Here is a 26166-nt window from a genome sequence, read left to right on the forward strand (position 1 = left end):
GCCCGCGCCTCATCCGCCGCGCCGGCGCCTCGCGCCGTCCCGGTTTCCGCGAACCCGGCCCCGGCGGCCAATGCCGCCAACGCGGCCCAACCCGCGACGCCGCCCGGCCAGCAGGATCCCGAGTCGATCCGCCGCACGGCCCTCGCGTTCCTGCAGCAGCAGGTCGCGGGCCTGCCCGGCAAGACCACCGCGACGGTCACGACCGCGTTTCCGCGCGGACTCGCCGCGTGCACGACGCTCGAACCGTTCATGCCGACCGGCGCGCGCCTGTGGGGCCGCACGACGGTCGGCGTGCGCTGCGCGGGCGAGCGGCCGTGGACCATCTACCTGCAGGCGAAAGTCACCGTGCAGGCCACCTACTACGTCGCCGCGCGCCAGATCGCGCCCGGCGAGCCGCTTTCCGCGGCCGACCTGGTCGCCCGCGACGGCGACCTGACGGTGCTGCCGCTCGCGGTGATCACCGATCCGGCGCAGGCGATCGGCGCGACCGCGCTCGCGCGCATCTCCGCCGGGCTGCCGCTGCGGCAGGACCTGCTAAAGAGCGCGGCGTCGGTGTCGGCCGGCCAGACGGTGCGGGTCGTCGCGGCCGGGCCCGGATTCACGATTTCGGCCGAGGGCAGCGCGCTGGCGAACGCGGCGCCCGGCCAGTCGGTACGGGTGCGGATGGCGGCGGGCCAGATCGTCACGGCGATCGTCAAGGACGCCGGCACCGTGGAAATTCCGCTATAGGGACGGATCTCGCGGCAAGAATGTAAAGAATTGTTTATTCGGGCCATTTCGGGCTCGCGATGCTAAAGTTCGGGCCGACCCGGCCGTTATCTGGGTCAAACCGAACAGGAAACCCATCGTGAAGATCGATTCCACTCCGAACCCGAGCCCCCTGGCGCCGACCGGCAACGGCGCGACCCGTGCGCAATCCGGCACGGCCTCGTCTTCGTCCGCGCAGGCGGCCGATGCGGGGTCGACCGGCGGTGACATGAGCGTGAACCTGTCGGGTCTGTCCGGCCGGTTGCGCTCGGTATCCGCGACCGGCAACGGCGATATCGACACGGGCCTGGTCCAGTCGATCAAGGACGCGCTGAACAACGGCACGCTGACGATCGACGCGAACAAGATCGCCGACGGCGTATTGAATACCGCCCGAGAGCTGCTGCAGCAGCAGCGCCCGGGCAACTGAAGCGGCCTCGCGAGGCCGGTCCCCCGGTTTGCCGGCGCTACCCGCGCCGGCGCGACGAGCATGACGCGATGAGAGAAGAGCTGCTGGCCACGGTCAACGACGAACACGCGACGGTCGAGGCGTTCGCGTCCCTGCTCGCGTACGAGGAAAAGGCGCTGACGATGGCGCAGCCGCTCGAGATGCTGCCCGGGATCGTCGAGAAGAAAAGCGAGCTGATCGACCGGCTCGCGCAGCTTGAACGCACGCGCGATACGCAGCTTTCCGCACTCGGCTTTCCGGCCGGCAAGAAGGGGATGGACCAGGCCGCCGAGCGCGATGCCCGCCTCGCCGGCCGCTGGCAGTTGCTGCAGCAGTCCGCCGAACGCGCGCGCCAGGCCAATGCGAACAACGGGATGCTGATCCGGATCCGGATGGACTACAACGAGCGCGCGCTCGCGGTACTGCGCTCGGCGCCCGCGCCGGCCGGCGTCTACGGCCCCGACGGCCGCGTGTCGGCCCTCACGCGCTGAAGCACTGACTGACTGACCGGCGGCAGCGCCGCCACCGTACTTCCCCCGCCGTTCGCGGCACGTCACGTTTCGACAGACCGGGCCCGAGCCTGGCACCCACGGTCCCTTCCGATACACGGTCGCGCAGCCGCGCGCCGTTCCGTCACAACAATCAGAAGAGGGCCGCATGCCATATTTCCGCATTCCGTTTTCATCCCGCGTCGCTGCCGTGTCCGCTGTCGCCACGCTGGGCGCCGCCCTGACGCTCCCCGCCGCGCAGGCCGCCGGCCCCGCGCCGCTGCCCACGCCGACGGGCGACATGTCGCTGTCGCCGGCCGGCCCGGACATCGTGCCGCCGGCCACATCGAGCCCGCCGGGCGCCACGCCGCGCGCGTCCCGCCGCGGGTCCGACACCTACACGTACCTGCGCTGCTGGTACCGGATCGACGCGGACCCGCTGAAGCCGGCCGCGACCTACGAATGGGCACTCAACCCCGCCGGCGGCGACTGGTATCGCGTGTCCGGCTACTGGTGGGCGGACGGCATCACGCAGTGGAAGAACATGTTCTACAGCACGACGACGCAGGACACGCTCGCCGACGTGTGCCGCAAGACGCTGGCCGCGAAAGGCATCAGGACCGACCTCGTGCAGGCGGTCGCGGCGAACAACGCGCTGTCGTTCAACTACACGGTGTGGACCATCGACGCCACGCAGCAGGACGCGCGCGTCAACAAGCTGATCGTGTTCGGCGACAGCCTGTCCGACACGCAGAACATGTTCAATGCAAGCCAGTGGAAGCTGCCGAACGGCACGAGCTGGCAGGCGGGCCGCTTCAGCAACGGCCCGGTGTGGGCCGAATATCTCGCGAACGCGCTGCGGCTGCCGTTCTACAACTGGGCGATCGGCGGCGCGGCGACCGACCAGCACCTCGTCGTGCCGGGCCTCGTGCAGCAGATCGACTCGTGGCGCGAATACATGGATCGCGCGCCGGACTACCGGCCCGCCAACACGCTGTTCGCGGTGTTCGCGGGCGGCAACGATCTGGTGAACTACGGGCGCTCGCCCGAGCAGGCGGCGAATGCGGTGCGCGACAGCCTCGAGCGGCTCGCCGCGGCCGGCGCGACGCGGATCATGCTCGTCACGCTGCCGGACGTGTCGCGCGCGCCGGTGTTCGCGACCCGCACCGACACCGCGAGCGTCGCCGCGCAGGTGAAGGACTACAACCAGCGCCTCGCGGACGCGGCCGCCGCGCTGCGCGCCCGCTACGGCGCGACGCTGCGGCTCGAGGTATTCGATGCGTACGCGCTGTTCGACGACCTGCTGAGCCACCCGGCCCAGTACGGCTTCGACGACGCGAAGCGTTCCTGTCTCGACATCCCGAAACCGTCGTCGCTCACCTACATGGCCGCGCAGACGCCGCGTACGGACTGCCGCGATCCGGCGCGCTTCGTGTTCTGGGACACGCTGCACCCGACCACGCGCACGCACGCATGGCTCGCCGAGCGGATCGCGCCGTTCGTGCGCGCACGCCTGCTGAACTGAGCGGCGCGGGCGGCGGTGCCTACAGCAGCGGACACGCGGTGACCTGCGTGCCGCGCTCCACGCACAGCCGCTCGTAGTCGCGCAGGTACGCGCGCTCGCCGTCGTCCAGCAGGTCGAGATCGATCAGGTCCCAGTCGTAGCCGACCGTCACGATGTTCTCGAACGTGACGGTGTCCGGCTGCGCGTCGTCCCGGTGGATGATCACGATGTTCTCGATCCGCACGCCGCCCTTGCCCGGCACGTAGATGCCCGGCTCGACCGAAATCACCGCATTCGGCACGAGCCCGTACTGCGCGCCCGGCGCGAACCGCACGCCGCCCTCGTGCACGTGAATTCCGACGCCGTGCCCGGTGCCGTGACCGAAATCGTAGCCGTGGTCGCGGCACACCTGCCGCACGAGCGCATCGACGTCGCCGCCCTTTGCGTCGCTCGGGAAGCGCGTGACGAGCCCCTTGATGCAGGCCTTCAGCGCGACCGTGTAGATCTCGCGCTGCCACGGCTGCGCGACCGTTTCCGGCCGGGTCCGGCGCAGCACCACGCGAGTGCAGTCCGTCGCGAAGCCGGCTTCGTAGTACGCGCCGCTGTCGAGCAGCACGAGTTCGCCTTCCGTCAGCTCGACGTCGGCGCTCGCCGCCGTGTAATGCGCGAACGCGCTGTTCGCGCCGTTCGCCGCGATCGACGGAAACGTCAGCGCCACCGCCGAGCGTGCGCCGTACGCGTCGTTGATCGTGCGCGCCAGGTCGTATTCGGTGTGGCGCGTGCCCGGCTCGCCGGCCTTCGCCCAGCGCATCGTCTCGGCGATCGCTGCGGAACTGCGCGCGAACGCGTCGCGGAACCGGTCGAGCACCGCCGGCGTCTTGCCGGCCCGCATCGCCTCGACCGGGTTGAAGTCGCCATGCCGCGCGTGCGGCCACACCCGCTTCACCGCGTCAACGAGCGCGCAGTTCACCGATTCGAAGCCGTAGCACACGTGCTCGACGTCGAACTGCGCGAGAAAGCGCTCGAGCGCCGCGACATCGCGCCGGATCACGTGCAGCGCCGGATACGACGCGAGCGTGACCTCGCAGCGGTCGCAGCCTTCCGGCAGGAACAACGCCACCTGGCCGCCGACCGCGAACAGGAAGCCGAGGTGCGACGACGCATTCGGGATGTGATAGCCGCGGCTGTTCAGCAGGTACGCGAGGTCATCCGACGCGCAGGTGAAGAACGCGGTCTTGCCGTCCGGCGCGCCGGTATGCGCGGCGAGCTGGCGGTTCAGCGTGTCGAGGTTTTGCGCGACGCTCAGGCCGGTCGCCGATTCCGGCACTTCGAAGATCGGCCGCTCGACGACCCAGCCCGGCAGCGCGATCGCGCGATCGATCTCCCGGTCGACGAGGCTCGTCCAGTCGAGCGACGCGGCCTGCGTCCGTTCGAACAGACGATCGCGCTGCGCGACGCTGATCCGCCGCGCGTCGTAGCCGACCCGTGCGAGCCGGCTGCCGTGCGCGACCAGCCAGTCGGCCATCGCCTGCCAGATCGTCACGTTCATCCCGAGCTTCTCGATGCGCACGCGCGCCGGATCGCACTGCTGCTCGGCCTGCAGGTGATAGCGGCCGTCGACGAACAGCACGAACGGGGGCAGAGCGAGCGCCTGCGCGGTCGCCGCGCTCAGGAAGATCCCGCAGCCGGCCGAGCCATCGAAACCCGACACCGCGTAGCGCGGATTGTTGGCGAGCGGCAGGTACTCGGTCACGTATTCGTCCTGCGACGTGACCAGCACCGCGTCGAGCCGCGCGGCATCGAGCAGGCGCGACAGGGCCGCCTGCGTGTCGACGACGGATGGGTCGTAGGGGGGAAGGCCGGAGAAGCTGTATTTCAGTCGATCGATCATCGGAAGCCCGTTATGCATTGTTGTCGGCGGCCGGCGGTGACGCGGCGGGGTGCAGGCCCGAGGCAGGCCTGATGCGGCATGGCGCCGCTGCAGGTGGACGTTCGGCCCGGCGCGGCACGGCGCCGGACCGCCGTGCCGTTCCGGCAGCAGTCCTTGAAAAAATTTTCGTCCCACTTAACTTTTTTTGATACGCGCGACAGAATCTAGAGCACACCGAAATTGAGGTCAAGCTAAAATTTTCGTAGGGCTAAAATCGGCACGGCGCCTGCGCAGCCCGGCACAACGAGCATTCGTCCGGCAACGCTGCGCGGTACAATTCGCCGGCATCGCCGTCCCGACGGCCGTGCTTCGTGCGGTGCGCGGAAATCACCGTCCGGCGACTGCACCGCCCGTCCGCTCGCCTCCCGACTCGTTGTCACGAAAGAGATTCATGGATTCAGACATCATGCGTATCGGCCAGCGCATTCGCCGCCTGCGCCGGGACGCGAAGAAGACGCTGCTGGAAGTCGCGACCGAAGCGAAGCTGTCGGTCGGGTTCCTGTCCCAGGTCGAGCGCCACCTCACGGGCATCTCGCTGTCGTCGCTCGTCAACGTCGCGAAGGCACTCGGCGTGCCGCTCGGCGCGCTGATCGACCAGCCGCGCCAGACCCAGCCCGACTCGTACGAGGGCCGCCGCAAGCCGTACGCGCTCGACGCCAGGTCGCAGTGGTACGAACGCCTCTCCACCACGTTCGACGGCAGCCAGATCAACGCGCTCAAGGTGCAGATGATGGAAGGCTACCGCTCGGAATGGGTCGCGCACGGCGGCGACGAATTCGTGTACGTGCTGGCCGGCCGGATCTGCTACACGGTCGGCAAGAAGGATTACCCGCTGTCGCCCGGCGACTCGCTGCACTTCGACGCGCGCAAGCGGCATCGGGTCGCCAACGTGGGCGACGGGCCGGCCGAGGTGATCACGGTCGGCACGCTGCCGCTGTTCGACGACCGTGGCGCCGGGTTCGTGTCGGCGACGATGGACGTCGGGAAACCGGGCCCCACCGCGCGTGCGACGCCGGGCAAGCCGCGCGTGAGCCGCCGCGGGCCGTCGCCCAAGCGGGCGGAGCGCGATCGCGACGCCGGCGCGGCAGGAAAGGAAAAGAAGGCCGCGGCCAAGCCGCGCGCATCCGCCGCCAAACGCCCGGCGGCCGCGAAGCCGGCGCGCAAGAAGAAGTCGTAACGGTTGTCGGGAGGGCGACGCACGCCCTACCCGTCGGCCCTATTCCCCGATCTCGAGCGCCTGCGCGACGGCCTCGATCCGTGCGCGATGCACGGCGTCCTTGATCTTCTCCGTATCGTTGCCGATGCCGCGCGCGATTGCGCCGGCATCGACGCTGCGCGCGGCCGCGAGCGCGACGCGCAGCCGCTCGGCCTGCGGATACGGCTGCGCGTCGAGCCCGAGCCGCCCGCGCGCATCCGATTCGCACGCCTGCAGCATCTCGGCGAAACGCGCCGGCTTGCGCAGCGCGTCGCTGCGCTCGAACAGCCGCACCAGCGCGGCAGCGCCCATCTCCATCACGCGATGCAGGTTGCCGTGCTCGCGCGCGACGACCAGCGCGAGATCGCGGCATTCGTTCGGCACGCGCAGCCGCTCGCACAACGGCTTGAGCAGGTCGACGCTGCGGCCCTCGTGACCGACATGGCGCGGCAGCACGTCGGCCGGTGTCGTCGCCTTGCCAAGATCGTGCGTGAGCGCCGCGAAGCGCACCGGCAGCGAATAACCCTGCTTCGCCGCATAGTCGACCACCATCATCACGTGCACGCCCGTGTCGACTTCCGGGTGGTAGTCGGCGCGCTGCGGCACGCCCCACAACGCATCGACTTCCGGCAGGATGCGCGCGAGCGCGCCGCACTCGCGCAACACCGCGAACATCCGCGACGGCTTCGCTTCCATCAGCCCGCGCGCGATTTCCTGCCACACGCGTTCGGGCACGAGCGCGTCGACCTCGCCCGCATCGACCATCCGCCGCATCAGCGCGAGCGTTTCGTCCGCGACCGTGAAATCCGCGAACCGCGCGGCGAAGCGCGCGATGCGCAGAATCCGCACCGGATCCTCGACGAACGCGTCGCTCACATGCCGGAACACGCGCGCGCGCAGGTCGGCCTGCCCGTCGAACGGATCGATCACCGGCCCGACCAGGTCGCCCTCCGGGCTCACCTCGCGCGCCATCGCGTTGATCGTCAGGTCGCGCCGCGCGAGATCCTCGTCGAGCGTCACGTCCGGCGCGTAATGGAACTGGAAGCCGTGATAGCCGGCCGCCGTCTTGCGCTCGGTGCGCGCGAGCGCGTACTCCTCTTGCGTGCTCGGATGCAGGAATACCGGGAAATCCTTGCCGACCGGCCGGAAACCCTGCGCGGCCATCTGCTCGGGGGTCGCGCCCACCACCACGTAGTCGCGGTCCTGCACGGGCACGCCGAGCAGTTCGTCGCGGATGGCGCCGCCTACTGCGTAGATGTTCATGGCTGCGGCTCGTATTCGGCGATCACGTTCGTTTCGCGGCGCGCGGCGTCGATCCAGCGCTGGACGGCCGGCAGCGCCGTCACGCGGGCCGCATAGCCGGCCGCTTCCGGCGACAGGCCCGGCGCGTACGTGTTGAAGCGCATCACGACGGGCGCGTACATCGCATCGGCGATGCCGAATTCGCCGAACAGGAACGGCCCGCCCGACGCCTCGAGACACTCATTCCACAGCGCGTCGATGCGCGCGACATCGGCGAGCGCGTCGGGCGTCGCACCACGCCCCGGCATCGACGCGCGCACGTTCATGCCCATCTGCGTGCGCAGCGCCGCGAAGCCCGAATGCATCTCGGCCGCGACGCAGCGCGCATGCGCGCGCTCGAGCGGATCGGCCGGCCACATCGGAAACTGCGGATAGCGCTCGGCGAGCGTCTCGGCGATCGCGAGCGAATCCCAGATCGCGACGCCATGGTCGTCGACCAGGCACGGCACCTTGCCGGACGGCGAATACTCGCGGATGCGCGCGGCCGTGTCATCGTGGCGCAGCTCGATCGCGATCTCGTCGAACGGGATGCCGAAATGCGCGAGCAGCAGCCACGGGCGCATCGACCACGACGAGTAGTTCTTGTCTCCAATGACGAGTTTCATGACGGTGTTCCGGAAAACGCGAAGGTGGAAAGGATGACGCTGCCGGCCTAGCGGCGCGAGCGGAACCAGTCGAACCGGGAGCGCTGCGCGGCATGGCCGAGATACGCGGGCGCGATGCTTTCGAGACTCGCGGGCGAGATCCCGAGCTCCGGCGCGAGCGGCCCCGACAGCACGTTCGGCACCGACATCGTCGCGAGATTGTCGCGCGTCAGCACCGGCTCGCCGGGCAGGCATTCGAACACGCTCGCCTGCAGCCGCGCGAGCGCGTCGGGCAGCCGCACGATGCGGGCCTGCCGGCCGACCAGCGTGCCGCAATAGCGCACCAGCTCCTCGAGCGTGTAGACGGTCGGGCCGCCGAGTTCGTAGGTCTTGCCGTATGCGCCCGCGAGATCGAGCGTGTTGACGAACGCGCGCACGACATCGCCGACGAACACCGGCTGGAAGCGTGCGTCGGGCATCGCGAGCGGCAGCACGGGCACCGAGCGCTGCAGGTTCGCGAACGTGTTGAGGAACGCATCGCCGGGGCCGAATACGACCGACGGGCGGAAGATCGTCAGCGCGAGCGAATCGGTCGCCGCGATCGCATGCAGCGCGGCCTCGCCGTCGCCCTTCGAGCGCTGGTACATGCTCGCGCCGTGCGAATCGGCGCCGAGCGCGCTCATGTGCAGCACGCGCTGCACGCCCACTTCGGTGCAGGCGGTCGCGAGCGCGGCCGGCAGCGTGACGTGCGCGCGCTCGAAGCCGGGCCCGTACGGCGTGCCGCGGCCGCCGTGCAGCACGCCGACGAGGTTGATCGCCGCGTGCGCACCGGCGACGAAGCGCGCGAGCGTGCGCGTGTCGAGCGCTTCGAGCTCGACGATTTCGACGGGCAGCATCTGCAGGTGGCGCGCGTGGTCGCGCCGGCGTGTGCCGATCCGTACCTGCTTGCCGGATTCGATCAGCGCATTGACGAGCCGGCTGCCGATGAAGCCGGTGCCGCCCAGCAGCGCAACGGTCTGGCTATCCATGTCGTGAGCCTCAAAAGAACACTGCCGCGTCTCGCGCGGCAGTATGAAGATTGCGTATCAGGGCGAGATCATGCCTAGACGTTTCTTCAACGACTGCGGTTTGCCCTCGAAGAGCGCCGCGTAGTAGACGGTGTTCGACAGCACGTTCTTCACGTAGTCGCGCGTCTCGTTGAACGGAATCGTTTCTGCGAAGATCGCGCCTTCGACCGGCTGCGTCAACACCTGGCGCCACTGGCGCGGCCGGCCCGGGCCCGCGTTGTAGCCGGCCGTGGCGAGCACCGGCGAGCTGTCGAAGTTGTTGTAGATGTCCGCCAGATACCAGGTGCCGAGCTGGATGTTGGTATCGATGTCGTGCATCTGCGCGCGCGAGATCGTGCCCATGCCGAGCTTCTTCGCGACCATCTGCGCGGTGGCCGGCATCAGCTGCATCAGGCCGCCCGCGCCCACCGACGAACGCGCGCTGATGATGAAGCGCGATTCCTGGCGGATCAGCCCGTACGCCCATTCGGTGTCGAGGCCGGTCGATTGCGCGTAGCGCTCGACGATGTTGCGGTACGGCGACGGGTAACGCAGCGTGAAGTCGTGCTCGGCCTTCGTGCGGTCGGCCGTGTTGACCGTGCGGTCGAGCAGCTCGACGCGCTTGCCGTACTCGGCCGCGGCCAGCAGCTGGCGATCGGTCATCCCGCGCAGCGGCCAGTTCCATTCGCGGTTGCCTTCGAGGCGCAGGTTCAGCGCGTAGAAACGCTGCGCGAGCGCGAAGCCCGGAATCTTGCTCATCGCGTCGATCTCGGCGTCGCTCACCTTCGTGCGCGGCGGGATCGACGTGCGCTGGCCGAGTTCTTCGCCGGCGAGCTGCCCGTAGAAGTTGAACTGGCCGGCGACCTGCTCGAATTCCTGGTTCGCCTGCAGCGTGTCGCCGCTTTGCTTGAGCGCGCGCGCATGCCAGTAGATCCAGGCCGGATCGTCGCGCAGCGACGGCGGCATCTGCTCGATCGACCAGCGCACCATCGGCCAGTTGCCGGCGAGCAGCGCGGCGCGCGTGCGCCATTCGTAGCCCGGGTTCGACAGCGGCGCATTCGTGGATTTCGCGTACCAGACCGACGCGAGCGGCGAGCGCTTGATCGCGCCCTGGTAGCCGATCGCACCCCACGCGATCGCCTGCTCCTGCTTGGTCAGCGACGGCGCGACCGTGGTCAGCATCGCGGCTGCCGCGTCCGGATCGTTGCGCGCCATGCGGCCGAGCGCGATCAGTGCGAGCTGGTGCGAGGTTGCGTCGGGGCCGACGCCGCGCGCGAGGTACAGCGGCGGCGCGCTCGTCGCCTGGTCGAAGCCGACCGGGCGCGCGCCGAGCGCGTCGACGATCTTGCCGCCGAGCGTCGTGTAATTCTGCTCGTACGCGAGGCGCGCCTGCTGCCACACGTCGTCGCTCGTGAACTGCTGGTTGACCGTGAGCGCGGTGATCAGGTCGACGCACGCGTCGCCGTAGTTCTTCGGCTCGACGAGCAGCGCACGTGCCGCTTCGGCGACGTTCTCGCCGCGCGCCGCGCGCGATTCGAGCGCATAGCACTTGACCTGCGTGTCGTCGTCGAGCACGAAGCGCTTGTATTGCTCGTCGAAGTTGCGCCAGTCGTGGCGCGCGCCGAGCACGAGCAGGTAGTCGTTGCGCAGGCGGTCGGCGATCGCCTGGCCGTCGTAGCGCTGCAGGAACGACTGCACGGGCGCGTCCGGCGCATCCACGCGCGCGCGGCCCGTCGAATCGAACAACTGCGGCTTGATCTGGAAATACTCGACGTAGGACGGTACCGGATAGTTCGGGATCATCGACGCGAGCTGCGCGGCTTTCGCGGCGTCGTTGCGACGCGCGGCTTCACGAAGCTGCACGAAGGTCTGGTCGTCCCCGGAGACCGTATCGTCGTTCGGTGCGGCGCACGCAGCCGTACCCGCGACGAGCGCGGCGGCCGAAAGTGTGAGCGCGACCGCGCGATATACTCGGAAAAGGCTGTTCGACATCGTTTTGAATGGAGCACGAAGTGAGCGAAAGCATAGCACGCAACCCTGTGCCGAACCCGAAGGTTGCGCTACGCAAAACGCTGTCCGGCGCGCGTCGCGACGCCGCGTCGCAACCCGCCGCGAACGCCGCGCTCGACGCGCGGCTGCGCACGCTGCTCGAACGGCTCGCGCCGCGCACGGTCGGGTTCTACTGGCCGCTGCCGGGCGAATTCGATGCGCGCGACGCGGTGCTCGCGTGGTGCGCGGCCGGTGCCGGCAGGCAGGCTGCGCTACCCGTGATCGACGAGCGGCACACGCCGCTCGAGTTCCATGCATGGGACACGCACACGCCAATGCGCGAAGGTCATCACCGGATTCCGGAACCGGCGTCGGGAATCGTCGTCGTGCCCGACCTGTTGCTGATTCCCTGCGTGGGATTCGATCTGCAGCGCTACCGGCTCGGCTACGGCGGCGGCTACTACGACCGTACGCTCGCCGCATGGCCGGGCAGCCAGCTGCCCGTGACGGTCGGCATCGCGTATGAAGCGTGCCGCGTCGATGCGCTGCCGGCCGAAGCGCACGATCTCGCGCTGCACTGGGTCGTGACCGACGGCGCGCTGTACCCGGCCGCCGAATGAGGCGGCGGGCGGCGCCGCATCCGTCGTCGCACGCCCGTCAGCGCACCGCCGCGCACCACCCGCCGCGCAATCGTTTACAGCGACGCCGCCGCGCGCGCGGCCGTGTCGTACAGGCCCGATGCGTTGCGCAGCAACTGCGCCGCGTCGCCGATCTGCTCATTGGTGAGCCCGCTGTCCTTCAGCGTCTCGATCAGGCAGTGCTCGCGCACCTCGCGGTACTTCAGGCACAGGTCGCGGCCCGCGTCGGTCGCGAAGAAGAACACTTCCTTGCCGTTCTTCTCGCTCTTCACATAGCCGCGGGCGATCAGTTTTTTCAGCGCATAGGTCGCGACGTGCGTATCCTCGATATTGAGCACGAAGCAGATGTCGGCGAGCTTCTTCTTGCGTTCGCGATGGCTGACGTGATGCAGCAGCGACACCTCGACCGCCGTCATGTCTTTCGCGCCGGCCGCCGACATGCAGCGCACCATCCACCGGTTGAAAGCATTGCCTGCCATGATGAGGCCGTATTCGAGTTCCGACAGCTCCGCGCTCGAATCGGAAACGAGGTGTTCGGATGACACGATCTTGGTCGCAGGACGCTTCATGGAAAGGCGGAGCAAGCCGGATGACAGGGTGTGCCGAGTGTACGCCAGAAGCCCCGACATACGGGCTAGGCGAAAACGCTTATTGGGAAGTTGTCGATATTTTATTGACAATGTGCGCTAACATTGCCGTCCGAACCGTGCCAGTCCGATGACGCAACCCCGCATTTATCCGCTCGGCGATGCCGCCCTCGTCTGCGAGGTGCCGCCGCCCGCCACGCTCGATTGCCAGCGCCGCGTCTGGGCCGTGGCCGAGGCCGCGCGCGCGTGGCCCGACGTGATCGACGTCGTGCCCGGCATGAACAACCTGACGATCGTATTCGACGCGCTCGCCACGACGGCCGATTCGCTCACGCCGGCGCTGCGCGACGCGTGGGAGACGGCCGACGTCGAGCACGCGGACGGCCGCGAGGTCGAGATCCCGGTCGAATACGGCGGCGCCGCCGGCCCCGATCTGCCGGCCGTCGCCGCGCATACCGGCCTGTCGGCCGACGAGGTCGTCGCGCGCCACGCGGCGGGCGCCTACGTCGTGTTCTTCGTCGGCTTCCAGCCCGGCTTCGCGTATCTCGGCGGGCTCGACGCCGCGCTGCACATGCCGCGCCGCGCGGCGCCGCGCCTGGAGGTGCCGGCCGGCTCGGTCGGCATCGGCGGCGCGCAGACGGGCATCTACCCGGCCACGTCGCCCGGCGGCTGGCAACTGATCGGCCGCACGTCGCTCGTGCTGTTCGATCCGGCGCGGCCGCAGCCGACGCTGCTGCTGCCCGGCGACCGCGTGCGCTTCACCATTGCCGGAGTCGACGCACGATGACCCAGAGCAACGTACCGGGCACCATCGAGGTGGTGCGGGCCGGCCCGCTGACCACCGTGCAGGATCTCGGGCGCCGCGGCGCACGCCATCTCGGCGTCGCGCAGGGCGGCGCGCTCGACGGCCTCGCGCTCGAAGTCGGCAACCGGCTGGTCGGCAACCGCCCCGATGCGGCGGGCGTCGAGATCACGATCGGCCCGGCCGCCTTCCGCTTCACGCGCGCGACCCGCATCGCGATCACCGGCACCGAGTTCGGTGCGACGCTCGACGGCCAGCGCGTATATTCATGGTGGAGCCTGCCGGTCGAGGCCGGGCAGACGCTCGTGCTGCCCGCCGCGAAACGCGGGATGCGCGGCTACCTGTGCATCGCCGGCGGCATCGACGTGCTGCCGATGCTCGGCTCGCGCAGCACCGATCTCGCATCGCGCTTCGGCGGCCTCGGCGGCCGCGCGCTGCGCGACGGCGATCGCCTCCCGGTCGGCGTGCTTCCGGCCGGGATGGGTTGCCTCGCGGCCGACGCCCCCGAATTCGGCGTCAAGGCGCCGGCGTGGTGCGCGTTCGTGCGCGTCGACGAGCCGCCGCGCCGTCACCGCCCCGTGCATGCGCCGTGGGCGATGCCCGTGCGCGTGCTGCCGGGCCCCGACTATGCGTCATTCGCCGCCGATTCGCAGCAGGCGTTCTGGGATGAAGAATGGCTGGTCACGGCGAACAGCAACCGCATGGGCTACCGGCTCGCCGGTGTCGAACTCGTGCGCGAGCGGCCGGCCGAGCTGCTGTCGCACGCGGTGCTGCCCGGCACGATCCAGGTGCCGCCGAACGGCCAGCCGATCGTGCTGATGCACGACGCGCAGACCACCGGCGGCTACCCGAAGATCGGCACGGTGATCCGTGCGGACCTGTGGAAACTCGCGCAGGCGCGGCTCAACCTGCCGATCCGCTTCGTGCGCACGACACCCGACGCCGCGCGCGCCGCGCTGGCCGCGGAACGTGCCTATCTGCGGCAGATCGACGTGGCGATCGACCTGCGCGAGGAAACGCGCCGCCGCGCCGAGTCGCGTGCGGCGTGACAATGGCGGTAGTAGTACCGAAGGCAGTCGCAGTAGAGAGGACGGGCCACGCAATCAGTGGACGAGGAACACCATGGAAATCGATCTGAATGCCGATCTCGGCGAAGGATGCGGTTCGGACGAGGCGCTGCTCGACCTCGTGACGTCCGCGAACATCGCATGCGGGTGGCATGCGGGCGGGGCGAACGCGATGCGCGACTGCGTACGCTGGGCCGTGCAGAAAGGCGTGGCGATCGGCGCCCACCCGAGCTTTCACGATCCGGAGAATTTCGGCCGCAAGGAAATGCAGCTGCCGGCCAGCGACATCTACGCAGGCGTGCTGTACCAGCTCGGCGCGCTGTCGGCGATCGCGCAGGCCGAGGGCGGGCGCATCGCGCACGTGAAGCCGCACGGCGCGCTGTACAACCAGGCCGCGCGCGACCCGATGATCGCCGAGGCGGTGGTGTCCGCGATCCGCGATTTCGACCCGTCGCTCGCGGTGTTCGGGCTGGCGAACAGCGTGTTCGTCGCGGCCGCGCGGCACGCGGGGCTCGCCGCGGTGGAGGAAGTGTTCGCCGATCGCGGCTACCTCGCCGATGGCTCGCTCGTGCCGCGCAACCAGCCCGGCGCGCTGATCGACGACGAGGACACGATGATCGCGCGCACGCTGGACATGGTGCGCAGCCGGCAGGTGCGTGCGATCGGCGGCGAATGGGTGATGCTCAATGCGCAGACCGTCTGCCTGCACGGTGACGGGCCGCACGCGCTCGTATTCGCGAAACGGATTCGCGCCGCGCTCGAGGCGGTGGGCGTCGACGTGGTCGCGCCCGGCATGCTGCACGCCGACGAACGCGCCTGATCGAGCCGATCGCGCAGCAGACGCACAATCCGTCGCACAAAAGAAAAAAGCGCCCTCGTGGCGCTTTTCCGTTGGCGCAATCGCTGCGGCTTTGCCGTCTGTCGATTCGCCCCCCGAAACCGTCTTGCGACGGTGACCGGAAAAATATTCCGGATTAAAAAACGTCCGCCACCGCCCGATCACTGCCTTTCCCCGGTGGGACGACGGAACGTCGCTTATCCCGCAAGTCGGCCTGCATGCGTTGTTGTTGTCCGACGATGATTGGCCCCGCCGTACATGCAGACACTGCCGCGGCCGGCACGTGCACCACGTGCCGGCAACGCGCTAACCCCGCGCTTTATTTTCTGCTACCCCGTAGAACTTTTTCTATTCTTTTCATTTTTTCAACTTGTGGATCGAAGAATAGATATTGGCAGATCCGGATGTCAATCGTTTGAAACGCTATTTTCTGATGAATCGAGGGTTTTCCTTATCGAATCGCGTGCCCAACCAGGCGTTTGAGCCGCTCGCACAGCGTCGATCAAACAGGGGAGGATCGGTTCGGGTGCGGTGACGGCGATCAGTTCGCGTCGACGCTGTAACCTTGTTGACGCAACAATTCGAGCACGCCGCGCGGGCCACCCAGATGCAGCGCGCCGATCGCGACGAACAGCGGCCGGTTCGGTGCGGCGATTGCCGTCATCCGTGCAACGAAGCGCCGGTTGCGCTCGTACACGATCTTGTTGTCGATCGCGTCCGACAACGCCTTCGACCGCGCGAGCCGTTCGCTCTTCGCGACCGCCCATGCCGAGATCGCATCGGCGTCGCCAATTCGCCACAGTCGGTGCAGCGCCTTGATGTCGTCGGCGTTCTGCGCGGGTGTCTGCACCATGTCCTGCGCGAGCATCTCGCGCTGCTCGGCAAGCGTCAGCCCGGTGAACGCCCGCATCTGTTCGGCGAGCGTCTCGAGCCCGATCACGCGGCCGCCCTTTTTCTTCAGGAACACGTTCTGCAGCTGCGCCTCGGTGCCGTACTCGGTCTGCAAACCGGCCGACAGCGAATCGTAGGTCTCGACGACGAGCGCCGCGAGCCACGGCCGCATCTTGCGGATCTCGACGAGCGCGGCCGGGTTGCCGCGCAGGCGCGCCGCGAGCCGCTGCCACAGCGGCTCGGGCAGCAGGCGCTGCAGGCACGGGTAGCGGCAGACGCCGTACTTCGACACGTCGTCCTGCGATTCGAGCAGATCGTCGGGCGACAGCTCGAGCGCCAGTGTGGGCGACGCGGCGAGCGCCGCGAGGATGCGCGGCCGGAACGGCTGCGCGCCCGGGTAGTCGGACGGGTCGCCGGTGTGCAGCGTGCCGAGCACGTAGAGCGTCACCTTGCCCTTGGTCGCGACGTAGAACGGCATGCGCGCGGGCTGCACGCGCACGGTGCCGCGCGACACCGTGCCATTCGACACGGCGGGCGCGTGGAAGCCCGGCAGGCTCAAGCCGGGCGGCGGGACTTGCGATGGATGGATCGGTGAAGTGGCCGGTGCGCGCCCTTCGGCGCGCGCGGATTCGACGGGAACCACGAGGCTGGCCGCCACGCACGCACCGGCCAGCGCCGCGCCCGTGACGGTACGCACGCTCCAGCGCCGCGCGTAGCGGTACGCGCGCATCACGCGCGCGCTGCTTGCCCCCGCACGGCGCACGCCGGACGCGCGCGCCGCCAATGCTTCAGGCATTCTCCTCCCCGACCTCCTCGGCGCGATGGCAGGCCACGCGCCGGCCGTCGACCTCGCGCAATTGCGGCTCCTCGACGCGGCACCGCTCGACCGCGTATGGGCAGCGCTGGTGGAACGCGCAGCCCGACGGCGGATTGAGCGGCGACGGCAGTTCGCCCTGCAGCTTGATCTGCACGCGGCGGTCTTCCTCGAAGATCGCCGGCGTCGCCGACATCAGCGCCCGCGTGTACGGATGGCGCGGCCGTGCGTAGATCGTCGCCTTGTCGCCCAGCTCCGCGACGCTGCCGAAGTACATCACCATCACGTCGTCCGCGACGTGCTCGACCACCGACAGGTTGTGCGAGATGAACACGTAGCTCGTCTTGAACTGCTCCTGCAGATCCATGAACAGGTTCAGGATCTGCGCCTGGATCGACACGTCGAGCGCGGACACCGGCTCGTCGGCCACGACGATGCGCGGATCGAGGATCATCGCGCGCGCGATCGCGACCCGCTGGCGCTGGCCGCCCGAGAACATGTGCGGATAACGCTTCGCGTGCTCGGGCCGCAGGCCGACCGTGCGCATGATCTGCGCGATGCGGGCGGCGCGCTCGACGGCCGTCAGGTTCGTGTTGATCTCGAGCGGCTCGGAAAGCGTCTGCTCGACGGTCTTGCGCGGGTTGAGCGACGCGAACGGGTTCTGGAACACCATCTGCACGCGGCGGCGCAGGTCGGCAACCGTCTCGCGGCTCGCGCCGGCCACGTTCTTGCCGTCGATCGTCAGGCTGCCCGAGGTGGGCGTCTCGATCATCGTGAGCTGGCGGGCGAGCGTCGACTTCCCGCAGCCCGATTCGCCGACGACGGCGAGCGTCTTGCCGCGCTTCAGCGAGAACGACACGCCGTTCAGCGCCTTCACCGTGCCCTGCCCGAACATCCCGCGCTTCACCGAATAGTGTTTCGCGAGGCCGTCGGCCACCAGCACGGCTTCCTCGTCGTGCGACACGCGAGGCGTTTGATTGACTGCATTCATCGTGCACCTCCCGTCAGGTCGAGGTTGGAAACGTTGAGCGGCTTGATGCAGCGCGCGCGCATCGCATCGTTGGCCGGCACCAGCGTGTCGAGCGCCGGCCGCGCCTTGCGGCAGTCGTCGACGACGTACTTGCAGCGCGGCGCGAACAGGCACCCGGACGGGCGATCATCGCGGCCCGGCACCATGCCCGGCAATGCGGCAAGGCGACGCGCCCCCTGATTGTGCTCGGGAATCGCCGCGAGCAGCGCTTCGGTGTACGGATGATGCGGCGCGCGGAAGATGTCGGGCACGCGGTTGGTCTCGATCACCTCGCCCGCGTACATCACCGCCACGCGCTGCGCGACCTCCGACACCACGGCCAGGTCGTGCGAGATCAGCACGAGCGCCATGCCGCGCTCCTTCTGCAGCTTCACGAGCAGATCCATGATCTGCGCCTGGATCGTCACGTCGAGCGCGGTGGTCGGCTCGTCGGCGATCAGCAGCTTCGGGTTGCACGCCACCGCCATCGCGATCATCACGCGCTGGTTCATCCCGCCCGACATCTGGTGCGGGAACGACGTGATGCGGTTCTTTGCATCGGGAATGCCGACCTGGTCGAGCAGCTCGAGCGCGCGCCGGTGCAGCGCGTCGCCGCGCAGCCCTTCGTGCAGCTTCAGCACTTCCTTGATCTGGTAGCCGACCGTGTAGCTCGGATTCAGGCTCGTCAGCGCATCCTGGAACACCATCGCGATGTCCTTGCCGACGATCTTGCGGCGCGCCTTCGGCGACGCCTTCAGCAGGTCGACGCCATTGAACGTGACTTCGTCCGCCGTCACCTTGCCCGGCGCGTCGATCAGGCCCATCAGCGCCATCATCGTCACGCTCTTGCCCGAGCCCGATTCGCCGACGACGCCCACCACCTCGCCCGGTGCGATCGACAGGTTGATCCGGTCGACCGCGGGCAGGCCATTGAAGTTCACCGCGAGATTGCGGATGGTCAGAAGATCTTGGCTCATGTTCACGCCATCCGTTTCAGTTTGGGATCGAGCGCGTCGCGCAGCCCGTCGCCGAGCAGGTTGATCGCGAGCACCGAAATCAGGATCGACAGGCCCGGCATCGTCACGATCCACCACGCGTTGTCGATGTAGTCGCGCGCGGAGGCGAGCATCGCGCCCCATTCGGCGGTCGGCGGCTGCACGCCAAGGCCGAGGAAGCCGAGCGCGGCCGCGTCGAGGATCGCCGACGAGAAGCCGAGCGTCGCCTGCACGATCAGCGGCGCCGTGCAGTTCGGCAGCACCTGCGAGAACATCAGGCGCAGCGTGCCGGCACCGGCCACGCGCGACGCCGTCACGTATTCCTTCTGCAGCTCGCCGAGCGCCGATGCGCGCGTGAGACGCACATAGGCCGGCAGCGCGACGATCGCGATCGCGAACATCGTGTTGGTGAGGCCCGGGCCGATGATCGCGACGACCGCGACCGCGAGCAGCAGCGACGGCAGCGCGAGCAGCACGTCCATGATGCGCATCACGGGCGTGTCGGCCCACTTCTGGAAGAACGCGGCGACGAGCCCGAGCACGATGCCGGGGATCAGCGCGAGCACGACCGACACGAAGCCGATCCAGAACGACATCCGCGCGCCGAACATCAGCCGCGAAAGAATGTCGCGGCCCGCTTCGTCGGTGCCGAGGATGAATTTCCAGTTGCCGCCTTCGAGCCATGCGGGCGGGATCTTCACGAAGTCGCGGTATTGCTCGACCGGGCTGTGCGGCGCGAGCAGCGGCGCGAGCAGCGCGACCAGGATCAGCACGATCACGACGATGCCGGCGCCGACGGCACCGCGGTTGCGCGAGAAGTTGGCCCAGAACTCGCGCAGCGCGAGCGCACGGCCGCCGGCCGGCACGGATTCGGTCGGTAGGGTATTTTGCAGATTGCTCATGGGATTACCTCGTGTGGCGGATGCGCGGATTCAGCACGCCGTACAGCAGGTCGACGACCAGGTTCACGACGATCACGAGCGTCGCGATCAGCAGGATGCCGCCCTGGACGACCGGATAGTCGCGGCGGCCGATCGCATCGATCAGCCACTTGCCGACACCGGGCCACGAAAAGAGCGTCTCGGTCAGCACGGCGCCAGCAAGCAGCGTGCCGATCTGCAGGCCGATCACGGTGACGACCGGGATCAGCGCATTGCGCAGCGCATGCACGACGACCACGCGCGCGGGCGACAGCCCCTTCGCGCGTGCGGTGCGGATGTAGTCCTCGCGCAGCACTTCGAGCATCGACGAGCGCGTCATCCGCGCGATCACCGCGAGCGGGATCGTGCCGAGCACGATCGCGGGCAGGATCAGGTGGCTGACCGCCGACTTGAACGCGCCTTCATCCGGCGCGAGCAGCGCGTCGATCAGCATGAAGCCCGTCGGGTGCGGGAAGTCGTATTCGACCGCGATGCGCCCCGACACGGGCGTCCAGCCGAGGGTCGACGAAAACACCATGATGAGGATCAGCCCCCACCAGAAGATCGGCATCGAGTAGCCGGTGAGCGCGGTGCCCATCACGCCATGGTCGATGACCGAGCCGCGCCGCAATGCGGCGATCACGCCGGCCGGCAGCCCGACCGCGAGCGCGAACACGAGTGCGCACAGCGACAGCTCGACGGTCGCCGGGAAGCGCGCGAAGAACTCGCCCGCGACGCTCGTGTTGGTGATGATCGACGTGCCGAGGTCGCCATGCAGCGCCCGGCCGATGTAGTGGATGTACTGCATGGGCAGCGGCTGGTCGAGCCCGAGGCGTTTCATCGCCTCCGCATGCATCGCGGGATCGACGCCGCGCTCGCCCATCATCACTTCGATGGGGTCGCCCGGTATCAGGTGAATCAGCGCAAACGCCAGGATGGTGATGCCGATGAAAGTCGGGATCACCATGCCCACGCGGCGCAACACGAATGTGAACATGATGCGTCTCGTATTTTCTTGTGGGAAATGTGCGACCGGCGACGGGAAGCTTTTGGCCTCCCGCCGCCGGATGAATTAGCCGGTCTCGGTCTTCGTATACAGCTTACGCCGGGCGCGTTACTTCACGCTCACACCGTCGAAGCGGGCATAGCCGAGCGGCTCGATACGCATGTCGACCACGGTCTTGCGCACCGGCTGGTAGACCGTCGAGTTCGCGATCGGCGAGAACGGCAGCTGTTGCGCGAAGATCTGCTGAGCCTGCATGTAGAGCTTCGTCCGCGCGTCCTGGCCCGTCGTCGTGCGGCCCTTCTGGACCAGCTCGTCGAACGGCTTGTAGCACCAGTGCGAGAAGTTGTTGCCCTTGATCGCTTCGCAGCCGAGCAGCGTGCCGAGCCAGTTGTCCGGATCGCCGTTGTCGCCCGTCCAGCCGATCAGCATCGTGTCCTGCTCACCCGAGTGCGCGCGCTTGATGTACTCGCCCCACTCGTACGTGACGATCTTCGCCTTCACGCCGATCTTCGCCCAGTCGGCCTGGATCATCTCGGCCATCAGGCGGGCGTTCGGGTTGTACGCACGCTGCACCGGCATCGCCCACAGCGTGATCTCGAAACCGTTCGGGAAGCCGGCCTTCGCGAGCAGCGCCTTCGCCTTCGCGGTGTCGTTCGGCGCCATCTTCAGGTTCTTGTCGTACGACCATTGGGTCGGCGGCATCGGTGCGTTAGCTGCCTGGCCTGCGCCCTGGTAGACCGACTCGAGGATCGCCTTCTTGTTGATCGCCATGTCGAGTGCCTGACGCACCTCGAGCTTGTCGACCGGCTTGTGCTCGACGTTGTACGCGAGATAGCCGAGGTTGAAGCCTGCCTGCGACGGCATGTCGACGCCCGAATCGGCCTTCAGCGTCGCGATGTCGGCCGGACGCGGATAGCTCATCACCTGGCATTCGTTGCGCTTGATCTTCTGCACGCGCACGCCCGGATCCGGCGTGATCGAGAAGATCAGCTTCGAGATCTTCACTTCGCCCTTCTTCCAGTAATCAGGATTGCCGTCGAATCGGATCGTCGCGTCCTTCGTGTAGCTGCGGAAGATGAACGGGCCCGTGCCGACCGGCTTCTGGTTGATGTCGGCGGCCTTGCCAGCCTTCATCAGCTGGTCGCCGTATTCGGCCGACAGGATCGACGCGAATTCCATCGCCATGTTCTGGATGAACGGCGCGTTCGGCTCGGCCAGCGTGAACTTCACGGTGTACGGATCGACCTTCTCGATCTTCGTGATCAGCTTGTCGAGGCCCATGTCGGTGAAGTACGGGAACGACACCGGGTAAGCCTTGCGGAACGCATTGTTCGGGTCGAGCATGCGCTCGAACGAGAACAGCACGTCGTCCGCATTGAATTCACGCGTCGGCTTGAAGAAGTCGGTCGTGTGGAACTTCACACCGTGGCGCAGATGGAACGTGTACACCTTGCCGTCCGGCGACACATCCCACTTCTCGGCGAGGCCCGGCTCGACCTTCGTGCCGCCGCGCTCGAATTCGACGAGGCGGTTGTAGACGGTGAACGTGGCTGCGGTGAAATCGACGCCGGTCGTAAATTGCGCGGAATCGAAACCCGCCGGGCTGCCTTCTGAGCAGTAGACGAGCGTTTTGTTCGGGATCTGTGCGAATGCAGAGCCCGCGACGCCGAGCGATGCCGCTGCCACGCCTGCAATGGCGGTAACACGCAGGGTGTGCAACAGACGGTTGTATTCCATGTTTCCTCCAGGTCTCCAGATCGGAACCGGCCCGCCAGGGGCCGGCGTACGCGGATATTACTTGAGCTAACGATGTGGCAACAAGCTGGAGAAAAAACTCTTCTACACGCCCCGCCGGGTTTTTGCCGATGTTTAGTGGGGGTAAAAAAATGCGATAACGCGCGCGAGCGCCCATTTCGTTCATCTCGCGCATGTTTCGTTCGACGACTAAACAATTCGGGCGCGAACACGAAGGCCCGGCGCACCGCTTTCCCGTGTTCCGCAGCACATCATTGCGTTTTGCGAAACGATCCGATGATCGCCTTCACATCGTCATGTCGGCGCGTCGTCACACCGGCGCGTCGAGGTCGGCGCTGCGCGCGGGCACGAACGCGACCGCGACGATCGACAGCGCGATCCCGGCCATCACGTAGTAGGTCGGCGCGAGCGGCGTGCCCGTGACCTTGATCAGCCACGTGACGATGAACTGCCCGAAGCCGCCGAACAGCATCACCGCGACGTTGTACGCGATCGACAGCCCGGTCGAGCGCACGTTGGCCGGGAACAGCTCGGCGATCATCGCGCCGAACGGCCCGTAGTAGCCCGCGAGCGTGACCGACAGCACGGCCTGCACCGCGATCAGCCGCGCGATGCTCGGCGCCGCGTCGAGCCACGCGAACAGCGGATACATCAGCGCGAGCGTCAGCACGAGCGACCACAGCGACAGCCCCTTGCGGCCGATGCGGTCCGACCACGCGCCCGCGATCGGCGACAGCACCATCAGCAGCAGGTTGCCGACGATCACCGCGTAGAACGACTCCGCGTAAGGCAGCTTCAGCTGCTTCACCGCGAAGGTCGGCAGATAGCTGATCAGCACGTAGATCGTCACCGTCAGCGCGATCACCGAGCCGAGCCCGCACAGCACCTCGCGCGGGTGGCGCGTGAACACTTCGCCGAGCGTCGCGCGGCGCGCGCTTTGCTGCGCATGCAGGAACGCTTCGGAATCGGCGAGATGGCGGCGGATGTAGAAGCCGATCGGGCCGATCAGGAGCCCGAGGACGAACGGCACGCGCCAGCCCCAGCTGCGCAACGCGTCGTGCGAGAGCCCGCGCGTGACGGCCGCGCCGACGAGCGCGCCGATCAGCAGCGCGGCCGCCTGGCTCGCCATCTGCCAGCTGCCGTAGAAGCCGCGTTTCGAGAATGGCGCGGCCTCGATCAGCAGCGCCGTCGCGCTGCCGAATTCGCCGCCCGCGGAGAAGCCCTGCAGCAGACGGCCGAGCACGATCAGGATCGGGCCGCCGATGCCGATCGCCGCATACGGCGGCGCGACCGCGAGCAGGAAGATGCCGGCCGTCATCAGGAGGATCACGAGCGACAGCGCGGCCTTGCGGCCCGCGCGATCCGCGTACAGCCCGAACACGATGCCGCCGATCGGACGCATGAAGAACGCGACGCCGAACGTCGCGGTGGTGAGCAGCAGCGACGAGTATTCGCTGGAGGTCGGGAAGAACAGCTCGGCGATCACGACCGTCATGAAGCCGAACACCGTGAAGTCGTACCACTCGAGCGCGTTGCCGATCACGGCGGCCGCGACCGCACGCCGGTTCAGCGCACGCTCGGGCCGGCTCGTTTTCGTTGAATTCGCAATCGTCGCCATGCGTGCCTCGTCCTCGTCAGTTCGCCGTGCCGGGCTGCGCGGCGCGCGGGGGGGCCCGCGGCGCGCCGGTGTGCAGCGAGTGTAGAAAGCGCCGGAACCGTTTTCAAGCAATAAAAAACGCCCGCCATCTTTCGACGGAGGGCGTTTTGCGGTTTTCGCCACAATGCGGCATCGCACGATGCCGCACGGGCCTCAACCCATCTTCGAGAAGGCGCTGCACCAGCCCTTCGCCGACACCTGCTTGCCGGGGAAGGCGCCGCACGGGCCCGAGGCCGAGCCCTTCTTGCCCTGGTACAGCATGCAGGCCGCGCAATCCTGGCCTGCTGCGTATTTCGGGTACTTCGTCTTGTCGACCTTCGTCGCATCGGCCTTGTAGCCGAGTGCCGTCGCGGTCGGGTCGCTTTCCGCGAGCATCGGCGCATCGGCCAGCGCTTCACGCGACAGCGCCAGCGCGGACACGGCACCAATGCTCGTAATCAGGAAACTCCGACGGGATGTTTTCATGGGGGACTCGCTCCAACGTTATCGGTTTGAAAGCTGCTCTGGCGACAGCCGTTCGACAGAATAACGCTCATGCGAATAAATGTGCGCGCCGAAATTCCAGAGATAAGGGATTTCACACGGCCGCCACACGGCCGATACGCATTCGCCACCTGCCCGCCACGCACGCGCCGCGTCAGCGGTAAGCCGTCATGTCGCCCACCCGCTGCGCGAGCGCGAGCGACGCGGTGAGCCCCGGCGACTCGATGCCGAACAGGTTCACGAGCCCCCGCACGCCATGCTGCGCGGCGCCCTGCACGATGAAGTCCGCCGGCGGCTCGCCGGGGCCCGCGAGCTTGGGCCGGATGCCCGCATATGCCGGCTGCAGCGCGTCGTCGGGCAGGCCCGGCCAGAACGCACGAATCGACGCGTAGAACGCGATCGCGCGCGCGGGATCGACTTCGTAGCGCAGCGCATCGATCCATTCGACGTCCGGGCCGAAGCGCGCCTGCCCGCCGAGATCGAACGTCAGGTGCACGCCGAGCCCCGCGCGGTCGGGCATCGGGTAGATCAGGTGGGAAAACGGTGCGCGCCCCGACAGGCTGAAGTAGTTGCCGCGCGCGAGATAGAGCGGCGGCACCCAGCGCGGGTCGAGGCCGCGCGTGCGGCGCGCCAGCGCCTGCGCGCCGAGGCCCGCGCTGTTGATCACGCAGGCTGCCTCGATCTCGGTCGGCGCGTCGCCGCCCGTGCGCACGACGAAGCGCCCGCCGCGCAGCACGTCGATCGATTCGACCGGGGATTTCAGCGCGCACACGGCGCCTCCGCGCTCCGCGTCGCCGAGCAGCGCAAGCATCAGCTGGTGGCTGTCGACGATGCCGGTGGACGGCGAGAACAGCGCCTCGACGCATTCGAGCGCGGGCTCGAGCGCCTGCGCCTCGGCGCGCGTGAGCGGCATCAGGTCGAGCACGCCGTTTTCGGTCGCGCGTGCGGCGATCGCCTTCAACTGCTTCACCTGCGCGACGCTCGTGGCGACGAGCAGCTTGCCGGCACGCCGGTGCGGCACGTGATGGGTCTCGCAGAATTCGTACAGCAGGTCGCGCCCGTGCACGCACGACGTCGCCTTCAGCGACCCGCGCGGATAGTAGAGCCCCGCATGGATCACTTCGCTGTTGCGCGAACTCGTACCGGTGCCGATCGCATCGGCCGCCTCGAGCACGAGCGTTTCACGCCCGCGCGCGGCCAGTTCGCGCGCAATCGCCAGACCGACGACGCCCGCGCCGATCACGACACAATCCATCTGCTCCATGACGTTTCGCGCCGCTAGCGCGTCGAGGGGAGACAAGAGAATTGTACGTCCCGGTTCATCCGCTTGCCGAAGGTCGTGCAGCGTCTCGCGGCGAGGCCGTGCGTGACGCACGGCGCACGGCACGGCGCGCACGCCGCCGCCGTGCGCGCGCCGCTCGTTCAGAAGCCGATCGGCCGGCGCTTCGCGGCGCCTTCGTCGGCCCGGATG

General features: G+C 68.2%; 24 protein-coding genes. 9 read left to right on the top strand and 15 right to left on the bottom strand.

All coding sequences use genetic code 11. The annotated features are described in order from the left end of the window. The 4 genes from flgA to F3J15_RS31550 all read left to right on the top strand — a co-directional run. Positions 1-729, top strand: a 729-nt coding sequence (flgA, locus tag F3J15_RS31535) for a flagellar basal body P-ring formation chaperone FlgA (RefSeq protein ID WP_166896114.1), incomplete at its 5' end; no start/stop codon positions are given. A gap of 118 nt (positions 730-847) precedes the next feature. Further along, positions 848-1177, top strand: coding sequence for a flagellar biosynthesis anti-sigma factor FlgM (gene flgM / locus F3J15_RS31540; RefSeq protein WP_166896116.1), 330 nt, complete (start codon positions 848-850; stop codon positions 1175-1177). A gap of 68 nt (positions 1178-1245) precedes the next feature. Further along, entirely contained in the window at positions 1246-1686 is a 441-nt protein-coding gene (locus F3J15_RS31545; RefSeq protein WP_069249076.1) for a flagellar protein FlgN, read from the top strand. A 166-nt stretch (positions 1687-1852) separates the two neighbouring features. After that, the gene (locus F3J15_RS31550; RefSeq protein ID WP_166896118.1) at positions 1853-3208 is read left to right on the top strand and encodes an SGNH/GDSL hydrolase family protein; all 1356 of its coding nucleotides are present in this window, start codon (positions 1853-1855) and stop codon (positions 3206-3208) included. A 19-nt stretch (positions 3209-3227) separates the two neighbouring features. Here the strand turns inward: F3J15_RS31550 and F3J15_RS31555 are convergent, their stop codons facing one another. After that, positions 3228-5078, bottom strand: a complete 1851-nt coding sequence (locus F3J15_RS31555) for a M24 family metallopeptidase (protein WP_166896120.1) — start codon at positions 5076-5078, stop codon at positions 3228-3230. A 430-nt stretch (positions 5079-5508) separates the two neighbouring features. Between F3J15_RS31555 and F3J15_RS31560 the strand changes: the two genes are divergently transcribed. Next, entirely contained in the window at positions 5509-6294 is a 786-nt protein-coding gene (locus F3J15_RS31560) for an XRE family transcriptional regulator (protein ID WP_166896123.1), read from the top strand. A gap of 39 nt (positions 6295-6333) precedes the next feature. Here F3J15_RS31560 and F3J15_RS31565 read toward each other — a convergent pair whose 3' ends face one another. Genes F3J15_RS31565 through F3J15_RS31580 form a run of 4 tightly spaced genes read right to left on the bottom strand, consistent with a single transcriptional unit; the run spans position 6334 to position 11236 of the window. Beyond that, positions 6334-7575: a multifunctional CCA addition/repair protein gene (locus F3J15_RS31565; protein ID WP_089446595.1), complete on the bottom strand. Its 1242-nt coding sequence runs from the start codon at positions 7573-7575 to the stop codon at positions 6334-6336. Beyond that, on the bottom strand, positions 7572-8219 hold the full coding sequence (locus F3J15_RS31570; protein ID WP_166896125.1) for a glutathione S-transferase family protein: 648 nt from the start codon (positions 8217-8219) through the stop codon (positions 7572-7574). The genes F3J15_RS31565 and F3J15_RS31570 overlap by 4 nt, the downstream gene beginning before the upstream one ends. 47 nt (positions 8220-8266) lie before the next feature. After that, on the bottom strand, positions 8267-9226 hold the full coding sequence (locus F3J15_RS31575) for a complex I NDUFA9 subunit family protein (RefSeq protein ID WP_166896126.1): 960 nt from the start codon (positions 9224-9226) through the stop codon (positions 8267-8269). Between the two features lie 57 nt (positions 9227-9283). Next, positions 9284-11236, bottom strand: coding sequence for a lytic transglycosylase domain-containing protein (locus F3J15_RS31580; protein ID WP_069249083.1), 1953 nt, complete (start codon positions 11234-11236; stop codon positions 9284-9286). 8 nt (positions 11237-11244) lie between these two features. On the opposite strand from F3J15_RS31580, the gene F3J15_RS31585 reads away from it, so the two are divergent. Continuing rightward, the gene (locus F3J15_RS31585) at positions 11245-11853 is read left to right on the top strand and encodes a 5-formyltetrahydrofolate cyclo-ligase (RefSeq protein WP_166896128.1); all 609 of its coding nucleotides are present in this window, start codon (positions 11245-11247) and stop codon (positions 11851-11853) included. A gap of 74 nt (positions 11854-11927) precedes the next feature. On the opposite strand, the gene F3J15_RS31590 is transcribed toward F3J15_RS31585, so the two are convergent. After that, the gene (locus tag F3J15_RS31590) at positions 11928-12440 is read right to left on the bottom strand and encodes a winged helix DNA-binding protein (RefSeq protein ID WP_027788908.1); all 513 of its coding nucleotides are present in this window, start codon (positions 12438-12440) and stop codon (positions 11928-11930) included. Positions 12441-12588: 148 nt separating this feature from the next. Between F3J15_RS31590 and pxpB the strand changes: the two genes are divergently transcribed. The 3 genes from pxpB (at position 12589) to pxpA (ending at position 15147) form a co-directional block, all read left to right on the top strand. Continuing rightward, on the top strand, positions 12589-13245 hold the full coding sequence (pxpB, locus tag F3J15_RS31595; protein ID WP_089446599.1) for a 5-oxoprolinase subunit PxpB: 657 nt from the start codon (positions 12589-12591) through the stop codon (positions 13243-13245). Then, the gene (locus F3J15_RS31600; protein WP_089446600.1) at positions 13242-14309 is read left to right on the top strand and encodes a biotin-dependent carboxyltransferase family protein; all 1068 of its coding nucleotides are present in this window, start codon (positions 13242-13244) and stop codon (positions 14307-14309) included. Before pxpB ends, F3J15_RS31600 begins: the two co-directional genes overlap by 4 nt. Before the next feature lie 73 nt (positions 14310-14382). Continuing rightward, positions 14383-15147, top strand: coding sequence for a 5-oxoprolinase subunit PxpA (gene pxpA / locus F3J15_RS31605; RefSeq protein WP_069249087.1), 765 nt, complete (start codon positions 14383-14385; stop codon positions 15145-15147). A 559-nt stretch (positions 15148-15706) separates the two neighbouring features. On the opposite strand, the gene F3J15_RS31610 is transcribed toward pxpA, so the two are convergent. The 9 genes from F3J15_RS31610 to F3J15_RS31650 form a co-directional block, all read right to left on the bottom strand. Then, complete coding sequence (locus F3J15_RS31610; RefSeq protein ID WP_089484662.1) at positions 15707-16852, bottom strand: TraB/GumN family protein; 1146 nt, start codon at positions 16850-16852, stop codon at positions 15707-15709. Further along, positions 16845-17861 carry a peptide ABC transporter ATP-binding protein gene (locus tag F3J15_RS31615; protein ID WP_166896130.1) on the bottom strand — a complete coding sequence of 339 codons (1017 nt, stop codon included), beginning with the start codon at positions 17859-17861 and terminating at the stop codon, positions 16845-16847. Before F3J15_RS31615 ends, F3J15_RS31610 begins: the two co-directional genes overlap by 8 nt. Next, positions 17858-18856: an ABC transporter ATP-binding protein gene (locus tag F3J15_RS31620; RefSeq protein WP_166896132.1), complete on the bottom strand. Its 999-nt coding sequence runs from the start codon at positions 18854-18856 to the stop codon at positions 17858-17860. Before F3J15_RS31620 ends, F3J15_RS31615 begins: the two co-directional genes overlap by 4 nt. Positions 18857-18858: 2 nt before the next feature. Then, positions 18859-19776: an ABC transporter permease subunit gene (locus tag F3J15_RS31625; RefSeq protein ID WP_166896134.1), complete on the bottom strand. Its 918-nt coding sequence runs from the start codon at positions 19774-19776 to the stop codon at positions 18859-18861. Positions 19777-19780: 4 nt separating this feature from the next. Beyond that, complete coding sequence (locus F3J15_RS31630) at positions 19781-20791, bottom strand: ABC transporter permease subunit (RefSeq protein WP_069249092.1); 1011 nt, start codon at positions 20789-20791, stop codon at positions 19781-19783. Between the two features lie 117 nt (positions 20792-20908). After that, positions 20909-22537, bottom strand: a complete 1629-nt coding sequence (locus F3J15_RS31635) for an ABC transporter substrate-binding protein (RefSeq protein WP_089446604.1) — start codon at positions 22535-22537, stop codon at positions 20909-20911. A 328-nt stretch (positions 22538-22865) separates the two neighbouring features. Beyond that, a complete protein-coding gene (locus F3J15_RS31640) occupies positions 22866-24173 on the bottom strand; it encodes an MFS transporter (protein ID WP_089446605.1) in 1308 nt (435 codons plus the stop codon). Between the two features lie 192 nt (positions 24174-24365). Beyond that, complete coding sequence (locus F3J15_RS31645; RefSeq protein ID WP_039354792.1) at positions 24366-24677, bottom strand: high-potential iron-sulfur protein; 312 nt, start codon at positions 24675-24677, stop codon at positions 24366-24368. A gap of 172 nt (positions 24678-24849) precedes the next feature. Next, the gene (locus F3J15_RS31650; RefSeq protein WP_166896136.1) at positions 24850-25959 is read right to left on the bottom strand and encodes an NAD(P)/FAD-dependent oxidoreductase; all 1110 of its coding nucleotides are present in this window, start codon (positions 25957-25959) and stop codon (positions 24850-24852) included. Positions 25960-26166: the final 207 nt, after the last annotated feature.

Source organism: Burkholderia sp. Ap-955 (assembly GCF_011753045.1).
Lineage (GTDB): Bacteria > Pseudomonadota > Gammaproteobacteria > Burkholderiales > Burkholderiaceae > Burkholderia > Burkholderia lata_D.

Excerpts from the sequence above, each read along its gene's own strand:
- F3J15_RS31545 (WP_069249076.1), top strand. The coding sequence starts at position 1,246 with ATGAGAGAAGAGCTGCTGGCCACGGTCAACGACGAACACGCGACGGTC.
- F3J15_RS31550 (WP_166896118.1), top strand. The coding sequence starts at position 1,853 with ATGCCATATTTCCGCATTCCGTTTTCATCCCGCGTCGCTGCCGTGTCC.
- F3J15_RS31555 (WP_166896120.1), bottom strand. The coding sequence starts at position 5,078 with ATGATCGATCGACTGAAATACAGCTTCTCCGGCCTTCCCCCCTACGAC.
- F3J15_RS31560 (WP_166896123.1), top strand. The coding sequence starts at position 5,509 with ATGGATTCAGACATCATGCGTATCGGCCAGCGCATTCGCCGCCTGCGC.
- F3J15_RS31565 (WP_089446595.1), bottom strand. The coding sequence starts at position 7,575 with ATGAACATCTACGCAGTAGGCGGCGCCATCCGCGACGAACTGCTCGGC.
- F3J15_RS31570 (WP_166896125.1), bottom strand. The coding sequence starts at position 8,219 with ATGAAACTCGTCATTGGAGACAAGAACTACTCGTCGTGGTCGATGCGC.
- F3J15_RS31575 (WP_166896126.1), bottom strand. The coding sequence starts at position 9,226 with ATGGATAGCCAGACCGTTGCGCTGCTGGGCGGCACCGGCTTCATCGGC.
- F3J15_RS31580 (WP_069249083.1), bottom strand. The coding sequence starts at position 11,236 with ATGTCGAACAGCCTTTTCCGAGTATATCGCGCGGTCGCGCTCACACTT.
- F3J15_RS31585 (WP_166896128.1), top strand. The coding sequence starts at position 11,245 with ATGGAGCACGAAGTGAGCGAAAGCATAGCACGCAACCCTGTGCCGAAC.
- F3J15_RS31590 (WP_027788908.1), bottom strand. The coding sequence starts at position 12,440 with ATGAAGCGTCCTGCGACCAAGATCGTGTCATCCGAACACCTCGTTTCC.
- pxpB (WP_089446599.1), top strand. The coding sequence starts at position 12,589 with ATGACGCAACCCCGCATTTATCCGCTCGGCGATGCCGCCCTCGTCTGC.
- F3J15_RS31600 (WP_089446600.1), top strand. The coding sequence starts at position 13,242 with ATGACCCAGAGCAACGTACCGGGCACCATCGAGGTGGTGCGGGCCGGC.
- pxpA (WP_069249087.1), top strand. The coding sequence starts at position 14,383 with ATGGAAATCGATCTGAATGCCGATCTCGGCGAAGGATGCGGTTCGGAC.
- F3J15_RS31610 (WP_089484662.1), bottom strand. The coding sequence starts at position 16,852 with ATGCCTGAAGCATTGGCGGCGCGCGCGTCCGGCGTGCGCCGTGCGGGG.
- F3J15_RS31615 (WP_166896130.1), bottom strand. The coding sequence starts at position 17,861 with ATGAATGCAGTCAATCAAACGCCTCGCGTGTCGCACGACGAGGAAGCC.
- F3J15_RS31620 (WP_166896132.1), bottom strand. The coding sequence starts at position 18,856 with ATGAGCCAAGATCTTCTGACCATCCGCAATCTCGCGGTGAACTTCAAT.
- F3J15_RS31625 (WP_166896134.1), bottom strand. The coding sequence starts at position 19,776 with ATGAGCAATCTGCAAAATACCCTACCGACCGAATCCGTGCCGGCCGGC.
- F3J15_RS31630 (WP_069249092.1), bottom strand. The coding sequence starts at position 20,791 with ATGTTCACATTCGTGTTGCGCCGCGTGGGCATGGTGATCCCGACTTTC.
- F3J15_RS31635 (WP_089446604.1), bottom strand. The coding sequence starts at position 22,537 with ATGGAATACAACCGTCTGTTGCACACCCTGCGTGTTACCGCCATTGCA.
- F3J15_RS31640 (WP_089446605.1), bottom strand. The coding sequence starts at position 24,173 with ATGGCGACGATTGCGAATTCAACGAAAACGAGCCGGCCCGAGCGTGCG.
- F3J15_RS31645 (WP_039354792.1), bottom strand. The coding sequence starts at position 24,677 with ATGAAAACATCCCGTCGGAGTTTCCTGATTACGAGCATTGGTGCCGTG.
- F3J15_RS31650 (WP_166896136.1), bottom strand. The coding sequence starts at position 25,959 with ATGGAGCAGATGGATTGTGTCGTGATCGGCGCGGGCGTCGTCGGTCTG.